The organism is Flavobacterium sp. MK4S-17 (genome assembly GCF_009848495.1).
In the GTDB taxonomy this organism is placed as follows: domain Bacteria; phylum Bacteroidota; class Bacteroidia; order Flavobacteriales; family Flavobacteriaceae; genus Flavobacterium.
The window spans coordinates 69,629-95,780 of sequence record NZ_WWEP01000010.1; the positions used below are offsets into that span (position 1 = coordinate 69,629).

General features: G+C 38.8%; 24 protein-coding genes. 21 read left to right on the forward strand and 3 right to left on the reverse strand.

The genetic code is table 11. The annotated features are described in order from the left end of the window. Positions 1–78 precede the first annotated feature (78 nt). The 4 genes from GSF09_RS04670 to GSF09_RS13770 all read left to right on the forward strand — a co-directional run bounded on the left by GSF09_RS04670 (position 79) and on the right by GSF09_RS13770 (position 2,748). On the forward strand, positions 79–360 hold the full coding sequence (locus tag GSF09_RS04670) for a hypothetical protein (protein ID WP_201309330.1): 282 nt from the start codon (positions 79–81) through the stop codon (positions 358–360). A gap of 9 nt (positions 361–369) precedes the next feature. Beyond that, complete coding sequence (locus tag GSF09_RS04675; protein WP_159799779.1) at positions 370–834, forward strand: hypothetical protein; 465 nt, start codon at positions 370–372, stop codon at positions 832–834. A 302-nt stretch (positions 835–1,136) separates the two neighbouring features. Further along, positions 1,137–2,165 carry a hypothetical protein gene (locus GSF09_RS04680; RefSeq protein WP_159799780.1) on the forward strand — a complete coding sequence of 343 codons (1,029 nt, stop codon included), beginning with the start codon at positions 1,137–1,139 and terminating at the stop codon, positions 2,163–2,165. 403 nt (positions 2,166–2,568) lie between these two features. Continuing rightward, positions 2,569–2,748 (forward strand): RHS repeat-associated core domain-containing protein, encoded by a 180-nt coding sequence (locus GSF09_RS13770; RefSeq protein ID WP_236564845.1) that lies wholly within the window; start codon positions 2,569–2,571, stop codon positions 2,746–2,748. A 143-nt stretch (positions 2,749–2,891) separates the two neighbouring features. Here the strand turns inward: GSF09_RS13770 and GSF09_RS04690 are convergent, their stop codons facing one another. Then, positions 2,892–3,344: a hypothetical protein gene (locus tag GSF09_RS04690; protein ID WP_159799781.1), complete on the reverse strand. Its 453-nt coding sequence runs from the start codon at positions 3,342–3,344 to the stop codon at positions 2,892–2,894. A gap of 235 nt (positions 3,345–3,579) precedes the next feature. Between GSF09_RS04690 and GSF09_RS04695 the strand changes: the two genes are divergently transcribed. Beyond that, positions 3,580–5,475 carry a trehalase family glycosidase gene (locus tag GSF09_RS04695; protein WP_201309331.1) on the forward strand — a complete coding sequence of 632 codons (1,896 nt, stop codon included), beginning with the start codon at positions 3,580–3,582 and terminating at the stop codon, positions 5,473–5,475. Here GSF09_RS04695 and GSF09_RS04700 read toward each other — a convergent pair. Further along, a complete protein-coding gene (locus GSF09_RS04700) occupies positions 5,465–6,673 on the reverse strand; it encodes a sodium:proton antiporter (RefSeq protein ID WP_159799782.1) in 1,209 nt (402 codons plus the stop codon). The two genes, GSF09_RS04695 and GSF09_RS04700, sit on opposite strands and share 11 nt — an antisense overlap. A 195-nt stretch (positions 6,674–6,868) precedes the next feature. Between GSF09_RS04700 and GSF09_RS04705 the strand changes: the two genes are divergently transcribed. From GSF09_RS04705 to GSF09_RS04765, 13 genes are all read left to right on the forward strand, one after another. Next, positions 6,869–7,318 carry a DUF1569 domain-containing protein gene (locus tag GSF09_RS04705; RefSeq protein ID WP_159799783.1) on the forward strand — a complete coding sequence of 150 codons (450 nt, stop codon included), beginning with the start codon at positions 6,869–6,871 and terminating at the stop codon, positions 7,316–7,318. Positions 7,319–7,453: 135 nt separating this feature from the next. Next, positions 7,454–8,125 carry a tRNA (guanosine(37)-N1)-methyltransferase TrmD gene (gene trmD / locus GSF09_RS04710; protein WP_159799784.1) on the forward strand — a complete coding sequence of 224 codons (672 nt, stop codon included), beginning with the start codon at positions 7,454–7,456 and terminating at the stop codon, positions 8,123–8,125. A gap of 149 nt (positions 8,126–8,274) precedes the next feature. Then, positions 8,275–8,625, forward strand: a complete 351-nt coding sequence (rplS, locus tag GSF09_RS04715; protein ID WP_159799785.1) for a 50S ribosomal protein L19 — start codon at positions 8,275–8,277, stop codon at positions 8,623–8,625. A gap of 301 nt (positions 8,626–8,926) precedes the next feature. Further along, entirely contained in the window at positions 8,927–11,149 is a 2,223-nt protein-coding gene (locus tag GSF09_RS04720; RefSeq protein ID WP_159799786.1) for an NADP-dependent isocitrate dehydrogenase, read from the forward strand. A 94-nt stretch (positions 11,150–11,243) separates the two neighbouring features. Continuing rightward, positions 11,244–11,825 carry a Crp/Fnr family transcriptional regulator gene (locus GSF09_RS04725; RefSeq protein WP_159799787.1) on the forward strand — a complete coding sequence of 194 codons (582 nt, stop codon included), beginning with the start codon at positions 11,244–11,246 and terminating at the stop codon, positions 11,823–11,825. Positions 11,826–11,886: 61 nt separating this feature from the next. Continuing rightward, positions 11,887–13,029 carry a serine hydrolase gene (locus GSF09_RS04730; protein ID WP_159799788.1) on the forward strand — a complete coding sequence of 381 codons (1,143 nt, stop codon included), beginning with the start codon at positions 11,887–11,889 and terminating at the stop codon, positions 13,027–13,029. Between the two features lie 175 nt (positions 13,030–13,204). Then, complete coding sequence (locus tag GSF09_RS04735) at positions 13,205–15,583, forward strand: TonB-dependent receptor (RefSeq protein WP_159799789.1); 2,379 nt, start codon at positions 13,205–13,207, stop codon at positions 15,581–15,583. Positions 15,584–15,589: 6 nt separating this feature from the next. Further along, positions 15,590–16,414, forward strand: coding sequence for a DUF4249 domain-containing protein (locus GSF09_RS04740; protein ID WP_159799790.1), 825 nt, complete (start codon positions 15,590–15,592; stop codon positions 16,412–16,414). A 37-nt stretch (positions 16,415–16,451) separates the two neighbouring features. Continuing rightward, positions 16,452–17,114 carry a thiamine diphosphokinase gene (locus tag GSF09_RS04745; protein ID WP_159799791.1) on the forward strand — a complete coding sequence of 221 codons (663 nt, stop codon included), beginning with the start codon at positions 16,452–16,454 and terminating at the stop codon, positions 17,112–17,114. A 65-nt stretch (positions 17,115–17,179) separates the two neighbouring features. Continuing rightward, positions 17,180–19,168, forward strand: a complete 1,989-nt coding sequence (uvrB, locus tag GSF09_RS04750) for an excinuclease ABC subunit UvrB (RefSeq protein ID WP_159799792.1) — start codon at positions 17,180–17,182, stop codon at positions 19,166–19,168. Positions 19,169–19,175: 7 nt separating this feature from the next. Then, on the forward strand, positions 19,176–19,511 hold the full coding sequence (locus GSF09_RS04755; RefSeq protein ID WP_159799793.1) for a hypothetical protein: 336 nt from the start codon (positions 19,176–19,178) through the stop codon (positions 19,509–19,511). 51 nt (positions 19,512–19,562) lie between these two features. Further along, positions 19,563–21,449: a mechanosensitive ion channel domain-containing protein gene (locus tag GSF09_RS04760; protein WP_159799794.1), complete on the forward strand. Its 1,887-nt coding sequence runs from the start codon at positions 19,563–19,565 to the stop codon at positions 21,447–21,449. Between the two features lie 55 nt (positions 21,450–21,504). Continuing rightward, positions 21,505–22,266 carry an alpha/beta hydrolase gene (locus GSF09_RS04765; RefSeq protein ID WP_159799795.1) on the forward strand — a complete coding sequence of 254 codons (762 nt, stop codon included), beginning with the start codon at positions 21,505–21,507 and terminating at the stop codon, positions 22,264–22,266. Here GSF09_RS04765 and GSF09_RS04770 read toward each other — a convergent pair. Beyond that, a complete protein-coding gene (locus GSF09_RS04770) occupies positions 22,263–22,664 on the reverse strand; it encodes a TerB family tellurite resistance protein (protein WP_159799796.1) in 402 nt (133 codons plus the stop codon). The genes GSF09_RS04765 and GSF09_RS04770 overlap by 4 nt on opposite strands. An 81-nt stretch (positions 22,665–22,745) precedes the next feature. On the opposite strand from GSF09_RS04770, the gene GSF09_RS04775 reads away from it, so the two are divergent. The 3 genes from GSF09_RS04775 (at position 22,746) to GSF09_RS04785 (ending at position 26,032) form a co-directional block, all read left to right on the forward strand. Beyond that, positions 22,746–23,162, forward strand: coding sequence for a DUF1456 family protein (locus GSF09_RS04775; RefSeq protein ID WP_159799797.1), 417 nt, complete (start codon positions 22,746–22,748; stop codon positions 23,160–23,162). Positions 23,163–23,167: 5 nt separating this feature from the next. Next, positions 23,168–23,704, forward strand: a complete 537-nt coding sequence (locus GSF09_RS04780) for a DUF4269 domain-containing protein (RefSeq protein WP_159799798.1) — start codon at positions 23,168–23,170, stop codon at positions 23,702–23,704. Positions 23,705–23,833: 129 nt separating this feature from the next. Next, a complete protein-coding gene (locus GSF09_RS04785) occupies positions 23,834–26,032 on the forward strand; it encodes a bifunctional alpha,alpha-trehalose-phosphate synthase (UDP-forming)/trehalose-phosphatase (RefSeq protein WP_159799799.1) in 2,199 nt (732 codons plus the stop codon). The last annotated feature ends 120 nt before the right edge of the window (positions 26,033–26,152 follow it).

Below are 26,152 nucleotides of genomic sequence, written 5' to 3' on the forward strand. Positions count from 1 at the left end.
CTAATCCGTTCATTGATTTCAATTTTCAGCGACTCGATGAATTAACTTTGGAAGCCACAATCGGAAGAAAACCTACAGATGAAGAAATTGAAAATAATGAGAAAAGAAGGAATTCCTACTAGTCAACAACCAAAGTCTCAATCTAAAAATGCATCAGGTAGAGAGTACACTTATGACGCGCCGAAAGAGGGAGGTGGAACACAAACAAAATCAGTTCAGCAACAAACTATGGATAGAAGTCACCAAGGTCAATCCCATTGGGAAGCTGGTAAAGTAAAAACAGATGCCTATGGAAACACTAGAACTAATAGCCATGGAAGGCCAAAACTTCAAAATGATAAATCTAAAGTAGACTATTAATGGAGACAAATGAACAAAAAAAAAAGGCGTTTATTTGGCAAAAAGTACTTGCCAGAATATTTAAAAGAATTAAATACTTTAACTAATATTGAAGTAACGCCGCAGGAATTAATATCTATTGAGAAAAGCGACTTAATAAATACGATTAAGCATGATGTTTCAAAAAACATCATGCTTAATTTTAATGATAAAGAAAAACTTTTAATATTGATTGGAAGGCTTATCAATATTAAAAATGGACCCAGCTATTTATATACAACTTATGCTAAAGATTGTGGACTATTAAAACTAAACAGTATCAATGATTTTAATATTAATTTCAATTTTACTGATGAACATGCAGGTTTCATAAAATTTATACTACAAGATTTATCTAATGAAATTAGTTTAGATTTCTATGAAGAAGACGGTGAGCAGTTATTGGAAATAGAAATTTCTGGTAATGAATGGTGTCAGATAGAAATTGACCATTAAATTGAAAACCACCTTTGGGTAGGTTTTTTATAACCGCTTCCAAACCCAATGTACCACTACTAACTTCAATATTACCAAAGCAACTACACCCTGTCAGCCCCACAATTACTAAGGTTGGTGTTGTAAGAAAAAAGTTAAAGCGGATATTAAAAGTGATGTACGTGCTATAGGTAAAGCAATAAAAAAACTTTAAAGTAAATTAGGAGGATTTATGTTCAGTACTGACTGGTAGTGGGGGTGCTAAGGGAGGTCAGGACCTAATTAGAAGAGCAGAAAGAGGGAAGGATAATGATGATGTGGATATGATGGATGCAAGTGGTATTGAACAAGCTGGTAGTTTCGCTACTGTAGGTGGGCCTAATAAATATAAAAAAGCTACAAGTTCTCGAGGGAAGGTTAAAAAAGTAGCCGAGAAATTTAAGAAAGGAATGTCTGACAGTAAACGGATTGAAAGGTTTGTAAAAACTGGCTCTAGTGAGCCTTTCAACGTTGCAGGAGCAGATAACGATACAACCTCATACACACTTCAATATTACACCAACGCACTAATGAAAAAAATATTTCTTATACTTTTTACTGTATTTCTTATTTCCTGTAACGATAAAATGACAGTGAAAGAAAATTACAATAATGGTAATTTAAAATCCATAGAAATATTTGATGAAATGATGCTTATAGATTCATCTATTTATTACTACGAGAATGAGCCTGCTGTTAAAGCAGTGAAGTGGTGGAAAGAAGGTGAAGCATATTATGAAAAAGATTTTTTTATTAATGGAAAATTACAAAGAGAAGGTAGGCTTTTAAAAGATAATTTTAGAGTTGGTAAATGGAACTTGTATAGTCCCAAGGGATATTTAAACGAAATAATCGAATATATGGATATAGGAAATAAAGAATATCTTAATCAGTCATGGAAATTAGATAAAAACTCAGACACATTATCCGAAGGAAATTATTACAAGCTAATAAGAATGAAAGATACTATAAGTTATTCAGATGTGAATCGAATACATTTTTATTTAAAACAGCCTATTTTTCAAGATCGTGATGTTTATGTCCTTATTCCTAAAAAAGGAGAAGATTTAAAGTCTAATTTTGAAAATGAAGCACTTATTAAATGGGACACAGTAAATAGTATGTCTGTTGTATTTAGTCAGCATCCTATATATAGTAAACTGAAGTATGATGTTCTTTTTGATATAGCTCCGAGAAGAAAAGGTAATGATACTATATATGGTATACTACTTGAAAAAAGTACAAATACTAAAGTAGATTATGATTTTGTTACAAGAAAAATTTACTTTAAACTACCTTATTTTTCGAAATAGGAATTAATACTTTTAAAAGAATAAAATAAGTTTATTAAACCGTCCATATGTCGTAATATTATGCTAAAAATCATAATCATCAAAATTTGAATCGCTATTGTTTTTATTTCTATTGAGGAAATATAGAATAATAGCGAGAATAATTAATAGCAAAAATTTAAAGAATGAGTTCATTATATCAATAGAGCATAAATTGGACTACAATATATGTTATTGTTGCATTAACAATGGAAAGTGAATTGTTGCTTTTGGGTTAAAATATTAGCAAACTATGCGAGCCTAGCGTTTAGGTTTATGAGTCGAATTTTAATGCAAAATTATTGAGGCTTTCCCTATTATTGATAAGTATTTAGCATATCAGTAATATAACGGTAAGGAGTACCAAGATGAGTTAGGGCTTAACATGTACGACTACGGTGCAAGGAATTATAACCCAGCCATAGGCCGCTGGATGAATATTGACCCATTGGCGGAAGTATCAAGACGATGGTCGCCTTATACTTATGTTATGATAGCCCGCAGGTATTTGTTGACCCCGATGGATATGTCATATATGGATGAAGTATGCTTCAAAATGAGCTAAAAACCCCTATTCTGACCCCTACGTTTTTTAATAACTCTAAAACTCCCGTAAACCTACACGTTTCAAAATAGATTCTGACCCCTTCGTGGTCACTTAATAAAAAAGCCCGCTTTTAGCGGGCTTTTTTATTAGAATTATCCTCTCTATTTATTGTTTTTACCAAATAATTTTGCCCATTGCTTTTTGTTTAATTGGGGAAGTTGTCCTGTAACGCCTGATTGAATATGAGAAATTACCGGATATATTTTCCCTAACATTTTATTGTAATAAATATACAGCTCGCTTCCCGCTTCCAATTGAACTGACTTTGTATCTCCCTTTTCAACGTCTTCGTAAGATGTAATTAATTCGTAAAGGGCATCTAAATCAGATTCTTTGAACATAAAAAATTTATATACATCAGAATGTTGGAATTTTGTATCACTATACGTCAAAATGCATATACCTTGCTCTTTTTCTAATTTAGCCCAAAGCTGACCCATTGGTGCTATTGAACCTATTAGTTCTGTATCGCTTGCTTTAGATTCAGAAACTTTTAGTTGAGCGAATGAAACACTCATAATCATAATAGCGCAGATAGTAAAAATTTTTTTCATGGTTTGATTTGTTAAGTTTAATATAATTAAGCGGCTAATATAATACAAAAATTCTAATACCAGATTTTTTTTCACATACCTTAAATTTTTTTTTATCTGTGTTCAAAAACTTACTATATTTAATGGAGTTAGCATAGAATTTGTAGTGAGAAAAGTAAGATTAGAATATATATTAACCCCAAAAATCAGGCGCGGTGTAAATGTTACAGTTGCTGCGCTATGCTTATTAATGTTTATGAACTGTAATTCGAAATTTGTTGAAAGCCAAACAGTATTTGACCTCCCTGTAGAAAAAACTTTAAACGAACTGCTTGCAGGTTATGATACAGATGGAGATAAAAAGATAACCAAAGATGATGCTCCCAATAAGGATTATTTTATGGTGAGCACCAAAGGCGACACAGTTATAATAAGAAACACTTATTATTTAAGCAACCTTTTACAGGAACTTGCCATTGCGCATGAAGACAGGCAGGAAAACGTGCTTATAACCTTAAGCCGCATACAGGAACCCCCTGCCGAACGTATATCCAGAAGGATAAAAAACCAGTTTTGGGACGACCTTACCCGAACTATAGACGAAGAGGGCCTAAACCGCATTATGGGCGACGAAAAAATGCATGATGAAAGGCAGCGCATTTATATTCCGTATGATGATGAAGTAGGCAGGGCTTATTTTAGCTCATTACAGAAAAAAAGGCCTAACCTTGATATTGTTATACTTCCAAAAGAGATAACGCCTGAATATGTACAATCCATTAATAACGAACCGGGAATACTTGCCCTTAAAATTGAAGACGGTAAGGGAGTTCCTTTTGTTGTGCCCGGAGGCAGGTTTAATGAAATGTATGGCTGGGACAGTTATTTTGAGGGGATAGGGTTATTGCTGGACCACAGGCTGGACCTTGCCAAAGGTATGGTTGACAATTTTTGCTACCAGATAAAACATTACGGAAAAATACTTAACGCCAACCGCTCCTACTACCTTACGCGTACCCAACCCCCGTTTCTTACTTCATATATCAGGAAGGTATATAAAGCCATGATTGGCAAAGACAAAAAATGGCTGGCCGAATCGCTTTCAATAGCAATACAGGAATATGAAGAGGTATGGATGATGCCCGGCGGCAGGCTTACCGAAAACGGACTGAACCGCTATCATGCCGAAGGTATTGGTATTCCGCCGGAAACAGAACCCGGCCACTTTAAGGCTATCTTAAAAGAATATGCTGAAAAATATGCTTTACCGGTAAATGAGTTTGAGGAAAAATATAAAACCGGTGAAATAAAAGATAAAGAACTTGATATGTATTTTGTTCATGACCGGACTATGCGTGAAAGCGGCCATGATACCACCTGGAGGCTGGATGACAGGGCGGCTGACCTCAATTGTGTTGATGTAAATTCGTTATTATATAAATACGAAAGGGATTTTGAGTTTTTAATAGGTACCTATTTTAAAGATGGTTTTGTTGCAGAGAATGGCAGGACCTATACACCGGAATATTGGCATGATAAAGCAGAGAAACGTAAAGCACTGATGCATAAATACCTTTGGGACGAGAAAAAAAATTGTTACTTCGATTATAATTTTAAAACCGGTAAGCAATTGGATTTTATGTCGGCTACAAATTTTTTCCCGCTTTGGGCAGGACTATGCACGCAGGAAGAAGCCGATAAACTTGTAAAAGTACTTATGCAGGAATTAAAGGCAGAGGGTGGATTTCTTGCTTCAACAAAAGAATCTACAGATAAATATGCAACCAATGATGTACAAAGGCAATGGGATTATCCCTACGGTTGGGCACCCCACCAAATGATGCTTTGGAAAGGTCTGACCAGGTATGGCTATGAAAATGAAGCACGCGAAATGGTTTACCGCTGGCTTTGGACTATCACCCAAAATGCGGTTGATTATAATGGTACCATTCCCGAAAAATATGATGTAGTAAACCAGACACATAAAGTATATGCCGAATACGGCAATGTAGGAACCGAATTTGCCTATATTACCAAGTCAGGTTTCGGGTGGATGAATGCCTCCTACCAGTATGGGCTAAGCCTTTTGCCGCAGGAGTACATTCAAAAGCTGGACAACCTGGAAAAACCGGATGATGTTTTTAATGAATAGGTAGTGCCTCTTTATTATCCGGGGCTTCCTTGTCTTTTTTGCCTGTATCGAAAATAATACCAAACATCATAATTATTATTGTCAGTAAAATAACCTGCACCACCACTGATTGTGTGAGTACAGGTATCTGCTGGTCGGGCGATACCTTTAAAAACAATAATACTGTTATTAACCCACGGGGCGCAATATAAAATAAAGGCTGCAGGCTCATTTTACCCCATTTCAGGAATAGTATGCGCAGTATGTATATGGCAAGCACTATAGAAAGTGAGAAAGGCAGTGCTTCAATGTCTATTATTTCTTCTGTTTCTATTACATATCCAAAAACCATGAAGAATAATGACCTTATAATAAAAGTGGCTTCTATTACTACTTCCTTAAAAAGCGACACTTCTTTATTTAATTTTACTAAATCGAACCTGCGGAAAATTTTAACGTTACGCAGTTCATCTAAGTTACCCAATACCAAGCCAAAAAACAGTATAAAAAGCAATGCCGGCAAATGATAAACTTTTGATACTTCATATATCAGTATGCAAAAAATTATTATCGGCCCGTATTTAATATGATGGTCTATCCTTGCCAATAAATAGGCCAGTAGCAAAGTAGCAACCAGTGAAACTACAATTTCAATACCAAACTGCCCAAAAAACAGAAAAGTGGTATTAAGGTTAAATGTTTCGTTTAAAGCGATAAAGTTGAAAAATATTACACCAATAATATCCGACAGGCTGCTCTCATAAATTATAAATTCACGCTTCTCCTTAGTAAGGTTAATAGCACTGGGAATAGCTATAGAGCTGCTTATAATACAAAACGGTATGATGGAAATGAGCGACTCCCTGAAGGAATACCCGAAAAAATAATAAAATACTGACGCTGCACCAACTGCAATAATTACAAGAGGTATTAAGGCTATAAGTGCTGATTTTTTAAGTATATGCAGTTTGCTGCGGTTTAGCTCAAGCTCCAGCGAACCTTCCAGTACAATAAGAATTAAGCCCAACCCTCCCAGGTAAGGGAGTAAAGGCTGCAGGTTAGGCACATCTATAGAAAAATAAGGACTGAAATATTTTAAAAGCCATCCCAGCAACAGGAGCAAAATAACAGTAGGAATTTTTGAATATCGCGTTGTTATATCAAAAAAATAGGAAATAAGCAGCAGTATACAAAGGGTTACAATAACGGTGGTTACCATGCGTATTCTTTTATAAAAAACTAAAGATATAGTATTTTATTTACGTTACAATAATTAATATAGGAAATTAAGGCACTAATAATCCATTAAAACTATATTCAAATAGTAAACTTAAACTTGCTTTTGCAGATAGTTTTACAACAAAAGTGTTTATTTATTACTTTTGGGCAATCATTAATCATCAACAATAAACACATGCAAAGCTTATTTAATCCAGATGCTAACCAGCTTGTAATACAGCGAATTAATAAACTAACACCTATCAGCCTTTCGGAATGGGGAAAAATGACGGTAAGCCAAATGCTGCTGCATTGCCAGCAGCCAATTAATGTTTCCAGGGGTACATTAGTATTAAAGCCGAATTTAATCAGTTTTTTGTTTGGTAAAATGGCGAAAAAGAAAATGGCGGGTGCACAGCCTTTTCGTCACAGCCTCCCAACTATCAAGGAGTTCAAAATTACCCATGAACCCGATTTTGAAACAGAAAAGCAAAACCTTATTGCCCTTGTAAAAACATTTAGCGATGAAGGCCATGCTGCAATTAAAGTTACCAAACATCCGTTTTTTGGGGAAATGACCATGCAAGAATGGGATACCCTGCAATGGAAGCACCTTGACCACCACCTGAAACAATTTGGGGTTTAAAAACTTAGCCAAAGTTGTAATTGGCAAGCAATAAAGTACAGCATAGTAATAAACTCTCATCCGGTTGCTTTTGCCTTTGCCTGCTTACTATGCTTAAAACTTTTAACTTTGCACCTCAAACTTTAAAACTACCGAATGCGTATTGATATTATAACAGTATTGCCCGAGCTTTTGCGCAGCCCTTTTGAAGCCTCGATATTAAAACGGGCTATTGACAAAGGGATTGTGGAAGTACATCTTCATAATCTTAGGGACTACAGCACCAATAAACATAAGAATGTTGACGATTACCAGTTTGGCGGCGGTGCCGGCATGGTAATGATGATAGAGCCTATTGATGCCTGCATATCCAAGCTAAAAAGCGAAAGGGAATATGACGAAGTTATCTATATGACTCCCGATGGTGAAACCCTAAACCAGGGCATGGCAAACCAAATGTCACTACTCAAAAACATTATTATACTTTGCGGGCACTATAAGGGAGTTGACCAGCGCGTGCGCGACCATTTTATTACCCGGGAAATTTCCATAGGCGATTATGTGCTTTCAGGTGGCGAACTGGCTGCGGCAGTTTTATCTGATGCCTTAATAAGATTAATTCCGGGGGTTTTAAGTAATGAAACCTCTGCCCTTACCGACAGCTTTCAGGATAACTTACTGGCACCTCCCGTATATACACGCCCTGCCGAGTACAAAGGCTGGAAGGTGCCCGATGTGCTTTTAAGCGGGCATAGCGCCAATATAGATAAGTGGCGGGAGGATATGGCCATAGAGCATACCAAAAACCGAAGGCCGGACCTGCTGTAATAGCATATAATATAAAGAGAGGAATATTACTTTTATTTAAAAAAATTTGAACAATAATATTTTTTATTATATTTGCACCCACTTTCGGACCAACCTCTGGCGATAATCGTGTATGTTGCTCTGATTCAAACTTTTAAAATTTAGAAATCATGTCTGATTTAGTAAAATTTGTTCAGGACGAATTCATCACGAAAAAAGATTTTCCGGAGTTCAATTCAGGTGATACAATCACTGTTTATTACGAAATTAAAGAGGGTGAAAAAACCAGGACACAGTTCTTTAAAGGTGTAGTTATCCAAAAAAGAGGTGCCGGTATTACACAAACTTTCACTATCCGTAAAATGTCAGGTTCTGTAGGTGTAGAGCGTATCTTCCCTCTAAACATGCCTGCTTTACAAAAAATTGAGGTTAACCAAAGAGGTAAAGTGCGCAGGGCGCGTATCTTCTACTTTAGGGATCTTACCGGTAAAAAAGCAAAAATCAAAGAAAGAAGAAGATAATCTTATTTCAATCAATACCAAAAGTCCTCCTGTACCTGCAGGGGGATTTTTTTTGCCATGAAACAGCCTAAATATTTAAGTAAAAAATTAGTGATAACTTAAATACTCAATCGTTTTTTTACCAAATTGCAACTGGGCTTTTCGTTTAGATTTTCCTATATTTGCGAGCCTTGCTTTTAATTGAGGTTTATAGGGCTAACATTTGTTTTACGGCCTTTTAAATCTTTGGTAAAGCAGCCTTACAAACAAATAAACTAGTAATCAGCCTGCCGTAAAAGCAGGAATTAAAAAACCTTAAACAATGTCAAAAGCATCAAAAATCTTTTACACGATAACTGATGAAGCCCCAATGCTGGCTACCCACTCTTTCCTGCCCATAGTTCAGGCGTTTACTGCACCGGCTGGTATTGAAGTTGAAACCAGGGATATTTCGCTTGCCGGCAGGATTCTTGCCAATTTTCCTGAAAACCTGACCGAAACCCAAAAGCAAGGTGATGCCCTTGCCGAACTGGGTAAGCTTGCAAAAACCCCAGAAGCCAACATTATAAAGCTGCCTAATATATCAGCATCTGTACCTCAGCTTAAAGCTGCTATTAAAGAGTTGCAATCGCAGGGGTACAATGTGCCAAACTATCCGGAAGAACCTAAAGACGATACAGAAAAAGAAATAAAGGCACGCTATGCCAAAGTACTTGGCTCGGCAGTAAATCCGGTACTAAGGGAAGGCAACTCGGACAGGAGGGCTCCCAAAGCCGTTAAAAATTATGCCAAGGCCCACCCACACTCTATGGGCGCATGGTCATCCGGTTCAAAAACGCATGTTGCAAGTATGGATCATGGTGATTTTTACGGTAGTGAAAAATCAGTTACCATGCAGGATGCTGATGATGTAAAAATTGAATTTACTGCAAACGACGGTACTGTAACTGTTTTAAAGGAAAGTACCCCCTTAAAGGCAGGAGAAATTATAGACAGCTCAGTAATGAGCATGCAGGCTTTAAAGGAATTTATATCAAAACAGGTTGAGGATGCAAAACAACAGGGTGTACTGTTTTCGGTACACCTGAAAGCAACGATGATGAAGGTTTCCGACCCTATTATTTTTGGTGCTGTTGTAGAAGTTTACTTTAAGGATGTTTTTGAAAAATATGCAGGCCTGTTTAAAGAGCTTGGTGTAGATACAAGAAACGGCTTAGGCGATGTTTATGCAAAAATAGCAGGCACTGCACAGGAAGCCGAAGTTAAAGAAGCTTTAAGCCAGGCTATGAAAAGCGGCCCGGCACTGGCTATGGTTAATTCTGATAATGGTATTACCAACCTGCATGTACCTTCGGATGTAATAGTAGATGCCTCTATGCCGGCAATGATACGCACATCTGGCCAGATGTGGAATGCCGAAGGCAAGCAGCAGGACACAAAAGCTATAATACCGGACAGGAGCTATGCCGGAGTTTATACTGCTACTATTGATTTTTGTAAAGAAAACGGCGCCTTTGATCCTTCTACTATGGGTAGCGTTCCTAATGTGGGGCTTATGGCGCAAAAAGCCGAAGAATATGGCTCGCACGATAAAACATTTCAACTTAATGCTGATGGCGTTGTGCGCGTAATTGATAAAAGCGGCAATGCGCTAATGGAGCAAAAGGTACAAAAGGGAGATATTTTCAGGATGTGCCAAACAAAAGATGCCCCAATTCGCGACTGGGTTAAACTGGCTGTAAACAGGGCACGCCTTTCAGATACTCCTGCTGTGTTTTGGCTGGACAGCCACAGGGCACATGACAGGGAACTTATAGCCAAAGTGGAAATGTACCTTAAAGAGCATGACCTAAGCGGGCTGGATATACGTATAATGAACCCTGTTGAAGCTACTAACTTCTCCCTGCAAAGAATTAAAAACGGGCAGGACACCATTTCGGTTACAGGGAATGTATTAAGGGATTACCTTACTGACCTTTTCCCGATACTTGAATTAGGTACTTCAGCAAAAATGCTTTCAATTGTTCCTCTGATGAATGGCGGAGGTTTGTTTGAAACAGGTGCAGGAGGCTCGGCTCCAAAACACGTTCAGCAGTTTGAAGAAGAAGGTTACCTGCGCTGGGATTCATTAGGTGAATTCCTTGCACTTGGTGTATCACTTGAGCATTTGGGACAAACTTTTGGCAATGACAAGGCACTGGTACTTTCTGAAGCACTGGATAATGCCAATGAAAAATTCCTTGAAAATGATAAATCCCCAGCACGTAAAATAGGACAGATTGACAACAGGGGCTCTCATTTTTACCTTGCCCTGTACTGGGCACAGGCACTTGCTTCTCAACAAAAGGATACAGTATTAAAAGCTATATTTGATCCTATTGCAAAAGAACTCACTGAAAATGAAGCAAAAATAAATGAAGAACTTATAGGGGCGCAGGGCAAGCCGCAGGAAATTGGGGGTTATTATCATCCTGATTTTGATAAAACAGATGCTGCCATGAGGCCAAGCCACACGTTGAATGCCATATTGAAGAAATTGAAATAATTTTCAAAGTATATACTACTAAAAAAAGCTGCAAATTGCAGCTTTTTTTAGTATGTGGCATTAAAAGTTATATACATTTGCTTAAAAAACAGCCATGTACATAAACCCAAAAAATGATCTTGACATACTTTCAGATACATCGGTTATAAAACTGGTAGCGCTTTTAAAGGATAACGGTACAGAAGTAACGGTAAAGCCCGGAGAGGCAGCAATACGCGAAGGCCAGGTATGTGATTTTTTCTTTTTTGTGCAGTCAGGTTCATTTCGCACCTATCGTTATATAAATGATAAGGAAGTAATAATTGGATTTTCATTTAAAGGCGATATTGATACTGCCCCTTATGCTTTTATTACCAATTCGCACAGTACCGAAACAATAGAGGCTATCACGCAAAGCAGTATTATAAAGGTGCATCGCAGTACTTTGGATGCGTTGACAGAAACACACCCGGGAATAAAAAGTTTTACACTCAACATGCTGGTACATTATATAGAGGTACTGGTTAGGCGGCATATTGAATTTAAAACCTATACAGCCGAGCAGATATACCGCACCCTTTATGACAGGCAACCTGATGAAGTGCATAATATCCCCCTAAAATTTATAGCTTCCTACTTAGGCATTTCGCAGGAACGCCTTAGCCGGATCAGGAGCAAGCCTTTTAATTTGACTTAGGTCAATTCCCAAAATAAAATAGTAAAATACTTTTGCAGCATCAATCAAAAAAAAAACCAATATGAAATGTATTAAGTATTTATTATTTGCTGTTTCGTTTATCTTATTTTCATGTAGTAATGATGACGACAGTACTGAACACCCAATTGTTGATGTAAAAGCCAAGTTACAGCAGGTAATGGATAAGGCTGCTGCATCCGGCTTTCCCGGTTTGAGCCTTACCGTAAAAAGCACGAATGAAACCTATACGCTGGTTTCCGGTAAATCTGCACTGCCATCAACAGCTATGGCTGCAGGCAACCTTCATTACATGCAAAGCATATCAAAAACATTTACGGCTGCCGCCGTAATGAAACTTAAGGAAGAAGGCAAAATTAATCTTGGTGATAAAATTAATGTATATCTTCCAGCTTCTGTATGTGATAACCTGTCAAATGGCAATAGTATAACAGTACTGCAATTAATGAACATGACTTCAGGCCTACCCGATTTCCTGGAGCATCCTGACTTTTTAAATGATGTAGTATCCGGTGAGCTTCCTATGAGCAGCAGCCAGATATTAAGCTATGTGTATGGCAAACCTGCGCATTTTACACCCGGAAGTAAATTTGAATATTGTAATGTAAATTATCATTTGCTTGCCCTGATTATTGAGAGCATTACAGGTAACCATCATGATTATATTACCAAAAAAATAATTCAGCCTGCCGGATTAGGCTCAACCGTTTATCTGCCAGGTTCAGGGTTACAGGCAGCTCCTGCCAATGCTGTGCGCAGTTATCTCAGTGATTCAGGAAATTATACTGATGTTACTGGCTTACAGTTTGGCACTGTAATGTCTTTCATTGGTGACGATGGCATTATAGCTACAACGCAAGATGTTGCTGATTTTTATGTTGCGCTTTTAAATAAAAAGCAGATTGTATCCCAAAGTTCTGTTGATGAGATGATGTCTGGAATTCAATTTTCAGGAAAACAGCAATATGGATTAGGTTTGCATTTATATAAAACATCAAAAGGCTTACAGGCTGTTGGGCATAACGGGAGCGGTGCAGGTGCCGCAGCAGAAGCTTACTATTTTCCCGAAAAAGAAGTAACATTGGTACTTGCCACTAATGTTGGAACACTTTTAGATGAGGAAAAAACTATTGCTTTTGAACGATTAAAGGTAAGGTTATTTGATATTGCACTGGGTGCGAAATAAGTTTGCAGAACTCTTGGATTTTGGACAGAGCTATAAAATTACCAAATTTAAATGCCAAATGATATATAATATTAAATTTCTGTAAAAAAACGATTAGTTAATAATTTTTATCTTACAAATACGTTATTCAACCATTCAATCAGTCATTAATCAAAAAACAAACAGTCATTCAGTTATGAAATTAAATTTACGGATTTACTTTACTGTAGTTTTATTTCTAATTTTTTCCCACGCATTTGCACAGGAAAAATTTACATTAAGCGGTACAATTTCAGATCAGGGAAGTAATGAAACATTAATAGGCGCAAGTGTTTATATTAAAGAAACACAAACTGCCGTATCGGCTAATGAGTATGGTTTTTATTCCGTTTCATTACCCGCAGGCACATATACAGTACAAATAAGCTATGTAAGCTATGGCACTATTGAGGAAACAGTAACACTGAACCAGAATGTGCGAAAAAATTTCAGCCTGCAAAGCGGCACACAGGAACTTGAAGAAGTGGTGATTTCCGATAATAAAAGAAGGGCTGAAATAAGAAGGCCGGAAATGAGCGTAAATAAGCTCACTGTCCAGGAAATAAAAAAAATGCCTGTAGTGCTTGGCGAAGTAGATGTGTTAAAGTCTATACTGCAACTTCCCGGGGTTACTAATGCGGGTGAAGGCTCATCAGGCTTTAACGTGCGCGGGGGTGCCGCTGACCAGAACCTAATATTACTTGATGAGGCTACCATATTTAACTCCTCCCACCTTTTCGGGTTCTTTTCAGTCTTTAATTCAGATGCCATTAAAGATTTAAAACTGTACAAAGGCGGTATACCTGCCCGTTTTGGCGGAAGGGTTTCATCTGTACTTGACATTTACCAGAAAGAAGGAAACAGTAACGAATTTCATATGAATGGCGGTATAGGTATCATTTCCAGCCGGATACTGGCAGAAGGCCCCATAGTGAAAGAAAAGGCCTCTTTCCTTGTAGGCGGGCGGGCTTCCTACGCCCATTTATTCTTAAAACTGTCTGACAATGATAACTCGGCTTATTTTTATGACCTTAATACCAAATTAAGTTATAAGCTTAATAACAATAACAGCCTTTACCTTTCCGGTTACTTTGGCAGGGATTTGCTCAGCATCAGTGAAAGTTTTAATAATATTTACGGCAACACTTTGGTAAACCTGCGCTGGAATCATCTGTTTAATGAAAAGCTTTTTTCCAACATGTCGTTTATTTACAGCGATTATTACTATGGCCTTAAGCTGGATTTTATAGGGCTTGACTGGGATTCAGGCATTAAAAACTTTAACTTCAAGTATGACCTTAAACATTACATATCCAACAATTTCAGGCTTAACTACGGTGCAAATGCCCTTTACTATGATTTTAACCCGGGTACAGTTTCACCAAGTGATGATTCATCTACTATAAATTATGAGCAGCTGGATAAAAAATATGCGCTGGAACCGGCGTTATATATTGATGCAGAACATAATTTAACAGAGAACCTTTCGGTAAGTTATGGTGTGCGTTACAGTATGTTTTACAGGATGGGCGCACAAACTATAAATACTTATGCCAATAACCAGGCGGTTACATTTGATGATGAATTGAAGATATATGAAAAAGCCGACCCAACAGGAACCAGGCGTTATGATAGCGGCGAGGTTATAGCCGACTTTAACAACCTTGAACCCCGCGCCGCTGTTTCATATGCGTTTGATGACAACCAATCGGTTAAAGCCAGTTATAACCGTATGGCGCAATACCTACACCTGATATCCAATACCTCGTCGCCCACACCGCTTGATGTATGGGCCCCAAGTGATAATTTTATACAGCCGCAGATACTTGACCAGGTGGCATTAGGCTATTTCAGGAATTTTAAAGACGATGCTTATTCACTGGAAACCGAGGTATATTATAAAAAAATAAAAAACAGGATAGATTACATTGACGGAGCCGACCTTATAGCAAATAATGCAATAGAACAGGTTGTGCTTAACGGGCGTTCGAGGGCATATGGCCTTGAAGTGCTTTTCAGGAAAAATGAAGGCAACCTTACAGGTTGGGTGTCCTATACCCTGTCGCGTTCAGAGCAGCAAACCCCCGGCAGGAGGCCGGGAGAAACAGGTATTAATAATGGAGACTGGTACCGCGCGGGTTATGATAAAACCCACAACCTTTCTGTTACCGGATCTTATGAATTGAATAAGAAATGGTCGTTCGGGGCAATATTTGCCTTGCAGTCAGGGCTTCCGGCTACCTATCCGGTAGGGCAATACCAGTATGGCGATGTAAACATACCCGTATTCGGGGGAAGAAATGAAAACCGCCTGCCTGCTTATCACCACCTGGATATTTCTGCAACCTACACGCCTAAGCCTGAAAAAACAAAAGGCTGGCAGGGTGAATGGGTTTTCAGTATTTACAATCTGTATAACAGGCAGAACGCTGCGTCAATCACCTTTAGCCAAAATGAGGATAACGGGAATAACGAAGCCCGTAGGCTGTCTATTTTCGGTATAATACCAAGTGTTACGTATAACTTCAGATTTTAATTTGCCATGAAAAATATAAAGATATTATCGCTTTTAGTTTGCATTATATTCTTCACTTCCTGCGAAGAAGTTGTTGATATTGACCTTGATACCGCCGCCCCCCGCCTTGTTGTTGATGCTTCGATAGACTGGGTTAAGGGTACTGAGGGAAGCCAGCAGACCATAAGGCTTACAGAAACCACAGGGTATTATAATAAAGAAGTGCCTGTTGTTACAGGGGCAACTGTATTTATTACCAATAGCACAGGTACTGTTTTCAATTTTACCGAGGATGCAGGTACAGGCAACTATATATGCAATGATTTTGTACCTGTAATAGGTGAAACCTATACCCTTACCGTTACGCATGATGGTGAAACATTTACAGCTACAGAAACCATGTATGCCGTACCTGAAATTACCAATTTTGTACAGGATGATGAAGGTGGTTTTTTAAATGAAGATGTAGAGGTAAGGTTTTATTTTCAGGATGATCCTGCAGAAGATAATTTTTACCTGATAAGGTTTGATGCCGATGTAATTCCGTATCCTGATTATGATGCTCTTGAAGACCGCTTTTTTCAGGGCAATCAGATGTTTGGCATTTTTAGCGATGAGGATTTAAAACCGGGTGATGAGCTGGGCATTAAGCTTTATGGCATATCCGAGAGGTATTATAACTATATGCTGTTACTCATTTCCATTGCGGAAGGTGGTGCAGGCAGTGGCCCTTTCCAAACAGTGCCAGCCAATGTAAAAGGTAATGTACTGAACCAGACAAACCCTGATAAGCCTGCTTATGGTTATTTCAGGCTTAGTGAGGTAGATTCGAGGGTTTACGAAGTGCAATAGGATATTTTGGCGTATTTTTGTGGTTAAACATAAGTATATGTCATCTCACCACATAGTACGCGACGACCAGGAACCGGCATTAATTATTGCCAATGGCGCTGAATGCAGCAAAGAGCTTTTGGGGCAGTTGCTGGAATGGTCGCCACTTGTTATTGTGCTGGACAGTACAATAGAGCGTGTTGTGGAGCTTGGTATAAAGGTAGATGTATTACTGGGTGATTTTGACAGGGGGTTTAATCCTGAACAATACCGGGATATGCAATATCCGCTGGAAATAATATATGCGCCTGACCAGGATAAAACCGACCTTGAAAAAGCTTTTGATTATCTTATAAGCCGGAATATACCTGCTGCAAACGTCATCTGGGCTACAGGCAGGCGCGCTGACCATACTATTACCAATATTACCAATATTGTCCGCTTTCGGGATAAACTTAAAATTGTAATACTGGACGACCATAGTAAAATTTTCCTGCTACCCAGTAAGTATGAAAAATGGTATCCTGCAGGAACCCCAATTTCACTTATACCTATTGGGAAGGTGTCAGGCATCGTAACACAAAACCTAAAATACCCTCTGCTTGATGAGGAACTGACAATAGGCTACCGCACAGGAAGCAGCAATCAGGTATTGAAAGACGGCATGGTTATAATTGAGCACAAACAGGGTGACCTAGTTATGATGGAGTGCTTTGATTAGCATATAAGCAAACCTGTTAACCTGAACTGGCAACTAATCATTATCTTTGTATAAAAGCTAAGAAAATGAAGTTTAAGGTAGTATCGGATTACAAACCTATGGGAGACCAGCCCGCAGCCATAAAACAGCTAAGTGCAGGAGTAAATGCAGGCGAACGTTTTCAAACCCTGCTGGGGGTTACGGGTTCGGGTAAAACATTTACAATGGCAAATGTTATAGAGGAAGTGCAGCGCCCAACGCTTGTACTGGCTCACAATAAAACGCTTGCCGCGCAGCTCTACAGTGAGTTTAAGCAATTCTTTCCGCATAACGCTGTGGAGTACTTCGTTTCGTATTACGACTACTACCAGCCCGAGGCTTATATACCCGTTACCGGGCTTTACATAGAAAAAGACCTGTCTATTAACGAGGAACTGGAAAAAATGCGCCTCAGCACTACCTCCTCCCTGCTTTCAGGCAGGCGGGATGTACTTGTTGTGGCATCAGTATCCTGCTTGTACGGTATCGGTAACCCGGTTGAATTTCAAAAGAACGTTATTTCCATACACCGCGACCAGGTAATATCGCGCACTAAATTATTGCACAGGCTTGTGCAAAGCCTTTATGCTCGCACAGAGGCCGACTTTACTCCCGGCACCTTCCGTATAAAAGGCGATACGGTAGAGGTTTTTCCAAGTTATGCCGATGACCCTTTCCGTATCCATTTCTTTGGCGATGAAATTGAGGAGATAGAAGCTTTTGATGTTAAGGCAAGCCAGGTTATAGAAAAATATGACCGGCTGAATATATATCCTGCCAATATGTTTGTTACCAGCCCCGATGTATTACAGGGAGCTATTTGGGAAATTCAGCAGGATTTGGTAAAACAGGTAGATTATTTTAAGGAAATAGGAAAGCATCTTGAAGCAAAACGCCTTGAAGAGCGTACTAATTTTGACCTTGAAATGATACGCGAGCTTGGTTACTGTTCCGGTATTGAAAACTACTCCCGCTACCTTGACCGCAGGCTGCCCGGCACACGCCCTTTCTGCCTGCTGGATTACTTTCCTAAAGATTACCTTATGGTTATAGATGAAAGCCATGTTACCGTAAGCCAGGTGCATGCCATGTATGGCGGCGACCGCTCACGAAAAGAAAACCTTGTGGAATACGGCTTCCGCCTACCGGCTGCCATGGATAACCGCCCATTGAAGTTTGAGGAGTTTGAAGCGCTGCAAAACCAGGTGGTATATGTTAGTGCCACCCCTGCCGATTATGAACTCCAGAAAAGCGGTGGCGTTTATGTGGAACAGGTGATACGCCCCACAGGGCTGCTTGACCCTGTAATTGAAGTGCGCCCAAGCCTTAACCAGATAGATGACCTTATAGAAGAAATACAGCAGCGTGTTGAGGTAGACGAACGTGTGCTGGTTACAACCCTTACCAAACGTATGGCGGAAGAACTGGCAAAATACCTTACCAAAGTTTCCATTCGCTGCCGTTATATACACAGTGAGGTTGATACACTGGAGCGTGTGGAAATTATGCAGGATTTGCGAAAAGGGCTGTTTGATGTGCTTATTGGCGTTAACCTGCTTAGGGAAGGGCTGGATTTGCCCGAAGTATCGCTTGTGGCTATACTGGATGCCGATAAAGAAGGCTTTTTGCGCAGCAACCGTTCGCTTATACAAACGGTGGGCCGTGCAGCACGTAATGTTAACGGAAAGGCTATTATGTATGCCGACAAAATAACCGACAGCATGCAGCGCACTATTGATGAAACCAACTACAGGCGCGAAAAACAGCATAATTTTAACTTGGCTAATGGTATTACACCTAAAGCACTGAACAAAAAGGTGGAAAGTGCATTAAGCAAAAGCCCTATCAGTTCCTATCATTATGATAATGCGCCCAAAGCAGCGGCAGAGCCGGACACAGCATATATGGCAAAAGGCGATATTGAAAAGCTGATACGTGAAAAACGCAAGGCAATGGAAAAAGCAGCTAAAGAGCTGGATTTTTTACAGGCAGCCAAACTCAGGGATGAAATAAAGGTACTACAGGAAAAGGTGTAATTATTATATGCAGCCTGCAACAAAACTAATCCTCATTAAAATACTCCATACGCTGATATGGATATTTTTTAATGTAGTTATTTTCTATCTGCTGTATGCTGTTATTTCAGGGAAGTTTGATAAATGGTTATGGATTTGCATATCTTTATTGATAGCAGAAGGATTAGTACTGTTAGTATTTAAAAACACCTGCCCCGTAACAATAATTGCCAGAAAATATTCCGACTCAGCGAAACATAATTTTGATATTTACCTGCCGGAGTGGCTGGCAAAATACAACAAGCAGATTTATACTACTATTGTGATTATAGCCCTTATAATACTCGCTATTAAACTACTATAATTTACATCAGTATTATACTTTTTGCTATATTGCTATAGCAAACCAAATAAAATGAAATTTATTTTCCGCTTCCTGTTATTTACTATACTAATGGTTTACACCAAACCCGCTTTGGCGCAGGGTGATGCTGTAACAAAACAAACTGATTCGGTTATTACTGCTAATATAAGCGATTATAAATTAAAGCTTGCCCTGCTGGAACAGCAGCGGCAGGCAGATTCGATAAAAAAAGCGGCGCTTGAGGAGCAGATAAGCTCCCTTAAAACTACTGATAATACCAAAAAAGAAGAATTGCAGCAGCAACTGGACGCGCTTAATGAAAAAGATGCACAAAGGCTTGCCGAAAAAAAGGCACGTATTGATTCGCTCCGCACCACAGCAAAAGGCTATCCTGTAACCGGATTTTTTAATGACACGCTTTTTACCATTTACAGCAAACTCGGCAGTTTTTCAGCCCACGACAGGGCAAAAGCCATAAGCGAGCGTATAAGGGTATTGGGAGACAATTATGTATTTCACGCCGATTCACTTAAAATAGTAAACGCAGAAAATACTGCCGACCTTGTTTCTGGTGAAAGCATTATTATCAGTATTTCGGAAAATGATGCATTGTGGAATAACACTACGGTAGAAAACCTGGCTAAAACCTATAAAAAAATTATTGGTGATGCCGTTGCCCATTACAAAAATGAAACCAGCTTTATTACGCTTGCCAAGGAAATAGGGCTGGCCATACTTGTTATATTGGTACTGGTACTGATTATCCGCTTTTCAAACAGGCTGTTTCGCTGGACTGCAATTAAAATACAGCAGCAGGAAGGCAAGCGGATAACTGGCATAAAAATTAAAAACTACAGCCTTTTTGATGCCCAAAGGCAAATAAGAGTGCTGCTTACTGCAAATACTCTGGTTAAATGGATAGTAATACTTATACTGGTTTATATTGCACTCCCTATATTGTTCGGTATTTTTCCGTGGACGCAAAATTTTGCGGAAACTTTGTTCAGTTATGTGCTTTCGCCGATAAAGAAAATAGCTTTTGGCTTTTGGAACTATCTGCCCAACCTTATTACCATACTGGTCATAGTGTTTGTATTTTATTATGTGCTTAAGTTTGCAAAATTCCTTAAAAATGAAATTGCTACAGGCAACCTTACCATAAATGGTTTTTACCCGGACTGGGCCAACCCTACTTACCAGATTGTAAGGGTACTTATTATAGCTTTTATGCTTGTTATAATATATCCTTACCTTCCCGGCAGCGGATCGCCTGTTTTTCAGGGGGTTTCTGTTTTCCTGGGCTTTCTTTTTACGTTTGGTTCCATGGGCTCGCTTTCTAATATTATAGCAGGGCTTGTTTTAACCTACATGCGACTGTTTAAAATAAACGACCGGGTAAAAATTGGGGATGTGGTAGGCGATGTAATCGAAAAATCATTATTGGTTACGCGCGTGCGCACTATTAAAAATGAAATTATTTCAATTCCCAATTCCACCGTAATGAACAGCCATACTATAAATTATAGTAGTGATACGGTTGATAAAGGGCTTATACTGCACACTACTGTTACTATAGGCTATGATGTGCCATGGAAAGACATACAGCAGGCACTGCTTGATGCAGCCGGCAGGACAGAGCATCTTTTAAAAGAGCCAAAACCCTTTGTGCTGCAAACCAGCCTTGAAGATTTTTATGTGGCTTACCAGATAAATGCTTATACCAAAGAAGCTAATAAACAGGCGGTAATTTACAGTGAATTACACAAAAATATTCAGGATTGCTGCAATGAAGCAGGTATTGAAATTATGTCGCCGCATTACAGGGCGGCACGCGATGGCAGTATGAGCACAATACCTGCAAACTACCTGGATAAGGATTACAAAGCCCCGCCGTTTAATGTAGCTATCCAAAATGATAAAGAAAATAATAACGAATAGGTTAAAATGCTCTTAAATGGCAGATTTTAAACTTTAATCCTGCTAATTTAAGGGCATGAAAGCTAAAACCGCAAACCATTCAGCCGGTAGTGTAACCGAATTTACAATCCATTCACCTGAATTAGAAAGGGATAAAACAATTTGGGTGTACCTGCCTTACAATTATCACGAGGGTAATACCCGCTTTCCTGTAATTTATATGCATGACGGGCAAAATGTTTTTGACCATGCCGAAAGCCCTAAACGGGAATGGCATGTTGAAGAAAAACTGAATGACCTGCATTCAGAAGCAATAATTGTTGGTATAGAGCACGGGGGGAGCAACCACCGTATTGATGAAATGACTCCTTATAAAAACGAAACGCACGGCGGCGGCCATGCTGATGATTACCTTTTATTTATTACTGAAACGCTAAAACCATATATTGACGATAACTTCCGCACATTAACAGATAAAGCAAATACAACAATATTCGGCAGTTCTGTGGGTGGGCTTATTTCATTTTATGCGTTATTGAAATATCCAGAGGTTTTTGGTAATGCAGGTGTATTTTCCCCATCCTTTTGGTTCAGCGAGGATATTTATAAACTTATGGAAACAATTGAGCGTATTGAAGGGCGCATTTACTTCATGTCGGGCGACCATGAAAGCAGTGCAATGGTTCCTGATATGGAGAGGATGGAAAAGCTGGCAAAAGAAAGGGTAAAAAATAATGGACAAGTACACAAAAAGATTGTACACAACGGGCACCATAACGAAAAATTATGGCGTAAGGAATTTAAGGATGCTTACCGCTGGCTGGTAGAAAATAATTAATTGTGCTGTGCATGAAACAGCGCGAGCAGTTTGGCAGGATCAATAAGGCCGCTGGGCGACCTTTGCATTTCCAGCAAAACACTTTTCATGGCAAAAGGGCTCAATCCCATATTAATACCCATTTCGCGAATGGCAACCTGCTCATTATCATGCAAAACACCATCAGCGTGCATAAGCAGGGCAAGCCTGTAAAACTGTAATATGCGCTGGTCTTCCGATTTTATAATAACCTTTTCCGCCTCATGGGCAAAAAGGCTTTCAAAATCAGTCTTCTCCACACGCAATTGCGAGGCCACTATAGTAAGGAACTGATATTCGCGCTCATGTATCTGCCCGTCAATTTTTGCAAAAGATATCATCTCCGACAAAAGGCTTAATTTTTCTTCATAAGTACTCATTGAAATTCCTATTTTTAGCTAATTTATTCTTTTTGATGTTAAAAACCAAGCTAATTATAATACCTGTAATATCTTTGCATAATGAATAACAATGATATATTTAAAAAACTGCGTGTGGCATTACAGCTTCGCGATGACCAGATTGTAGAAATATTACAACTTGCAGATTTCAGGATTTCCAAGGCGGAACTGGGTGCTTTTTTCCGCAATGCCGACCATCCTAATTATATGGAGTGCGGAGACCAGGTGTTGCGTAATTTTTTAAACGGGCTTATTATACACCTGCGCGGAACAAAAGAAAACCCCAAAAATCCTAATGAGATATTATCTAAAAATAAAGCTGCACTTAAAACAACAGCTTCTATTCCTAAACCGGCAAAACCAAAAACCGGCTTAACAGAGAAATTACCGGCAAAGAACAATAACTACAAAGCAAAAAAGCAACGGCCTATTGTTGAAAAAGTAAAATTTAATAACGGGAAGAATAAAAAATCATAAGCGGTTTGCATAAACTGGATAACATTGATTACCTTAATTCCGGTAATGCTGTACAGCAAGAAGCATACAGGATACTTAAAGATTACAGGGTTATGCATAACTTACAGGATTTTACACCTGTACTTGCAGGCACTATACCGCTGGAAATAAATATTGCTGACAGCGACCTTGATATTGTTTGCTACTGGCAGGATAAAAAATTATTTACAGCTAATATAACCCTCCATTTTTCGCAGTATAAAAATTACAGTTTACGTGAAGCGGAAGTTAATGGGCATCTTTCCGTTATTGCTAAGTTTTTTATAGAAAATTTTGAGATTGAAATTTTTGGCCAAAATATACCTGTTGCTCAACAATATGGGTATAGGCATATGATAATGGAGTACAACATACTGCAGCAAAAAGGCGAAAATTTTAAAAACAGCATAATTCAACTGAAAAAGCAAGGATATAAAACCGAACCTGCTTTTGCATTGCTGCTTGGCCTTGAAAGCGGCAATCCATATGAAGAGCTGTTAAATTATGAGTTGCACAAAAAATAACCTCTGATTTTAACAGATGTATAAAACGTTCCTAAATATATGTTAAGTAACCTTTTATTAAAAAGAGGTTCAACCGGTGTTTTGTAAATTTGGGAGAACAGTCCCAAACCCTTGGGCAAAACACCTTACATGAAAATTATTACTATTTCTTACCGGTTACCGCTGTCTATAAAAAAACAAAAAGGAAAAGTAAAAATTACACAAAGCGCAGGCGGCCTTGCCACAGCAATACTCTCCTACTCCCAAAAAAGCGATGTAAACCTTACCTGGGTTGGTATTGCTGATTTTGATAAAACAACATGGGAGAACAATAAAGACCGCTATGACCGTAATTTTGACATAGAACCTGTTTTCCTGGAAAGAAGCCTTAACCGACAGTTTTATAATATATTCAGCAATTCGGTGCTTTGGGCATTATTTCATTATTTTCCTTCGTATGTAGAATATACCGATGCCAGTTTTGAGGCTTATACAAAGGCCAATGCAATTGTGGCCGAAAAGGTTAACAGTATATATGAGCCAGGCGATATTATATGGATACATGACTATCATTTTATGGGGCTTGCCAAAATAATCAGGGAATATCATCCTGATGCCAAAATAGGCTATTTCCTACACATCCCTTTCCCTAATTTTGAACTGTTCCGCATACTGCCCAACAAGGCAAAAAAATATATACTGGAAGGCGTTTTAGGCAGCAACCTTATCGGTTTCCACACATGGGATAATGTAATACATTTTACCGAATGTGTAGAAAAGATACTGGGACTGTCCCATAAAAATTTCCTTTTCAGCCAGGACACCCACAGGTCCAAAATCGGCTCCTACCCTATCAGTATTGACTTTGATAAATTCCATGATGCCTTTGATAAAGAAAATGTTATCACGCTAAGGAATGAAATTAAAAGCCTGTATGAAGATAAGCGTATTATATTTTCTGTTGACAGGCTGGATTATACCAAAGGTATAACCAACAGGCTGAATGCATTTGAAAAATTCCTGCAAAAATATCCTGAATGGCGCGAAAAGGTGGTTTTCCTTCTTGTGCTGGTTCCTTCGCGCGAGGAAATCAAGAAATACGGAGAGCGTAAGCGGATGATAGAACTAACTGTAGGGCGAATTAACGGAAACATGGGGAATTATAAATGGACGCCTATTGTGTACCAATACCAATCGGTTGACTTTGATAAGCTTATAGCACTTTACACCAGTGCTGATGTAGCACTTATATCGCCTGTGCGTGATGGTATGAATTTAGTTGCCAAAGAATATGTAGCTTCAAGAAAAGATTTAAAGGGTGCGCTTATATTAAGCAGCATGGCTGGTGCTGCCAAAGAGCTTAAAGAGGCTATTACCATAAATCCTTTTGATGCTGAAATGATTGCCGATAAAATATCACTGGTATTAAACATGAGCGAAGACGAACAGCACAGGCGCATTAAAAGGATGCAGGATTACATTAAAAAGCATGATGTTTTCCATTGGGCAGAAACTTTTCTTAATGATACGGAAGAATCCCATAAACAGGACAGCAAATCTAAAATGCTGCAAAAAGAAGAGCGTAAAGGGCTTATTGAGAAATTTAATACTGCTTCCAAAAGGCTTTTATTGCTGGATTTTGACGGTACACTTGTTAACCTGCAGTCAAGGCCAGAACTGGCAACACCTGATGACAGGGTAATAAATATATTAAGTACACTGGCAGAAAACCCTAAAAACGAGGTGTGGATAATAAGCGGAAGAAACAGGGAGTTTTTACAGCAGTGGCTTGGGCATTTGCCCATCGGGCTGGTGGCCGAGCATGGCGGTTATATTAAACGGGACGACTGGCAGCCTGTTATACAGGGCATACCCGAATGGAAAGGGCAGGTAGTTGATATTATGCAGAATTATGTTGATACCAACAGTGGGAGCTTTATAGAAATAAAGGAATTCGGCATAGCTTTCCACTACAGGAATGTAGATGAAAAACAAGGGTTCAACTCATCCAGGGAATTATTGATGCTGCTCAAAAACCACCTATATAATACCCCTACGCAAATTATTGACGGTAATAAAGTAATAGAGGTAAAACACTACATGGCACACAAGGGCACAACCTGTAAAAATAATGTGCTGTGCGGCGACCATGACTTTGTGCTTGCCTTTGGCGATGATAAAACGGATGAAGACCTTTTTGAAATGCTTACCGCTGAAAATGAATATTCTGTAAAAGTAGGCCCGGGTAATACATTTGCCAATTACAGGCTGGAAAGCGTGGAAGAAGTGCTTTCATTTTTGGCAACACTTGCAGGCCTAACAGCAACTGAAGAAAAACAGTTAAACTAATAACAACATAAGTTATATAAACAAAAAGCCCCGCTTAATGCGGGGCTTTTTGTTTAAATGTCTCGTCCTGAAAAAAGTTGACTAATAAATGTCAACATTATGGAAAAACATGAGAATAGT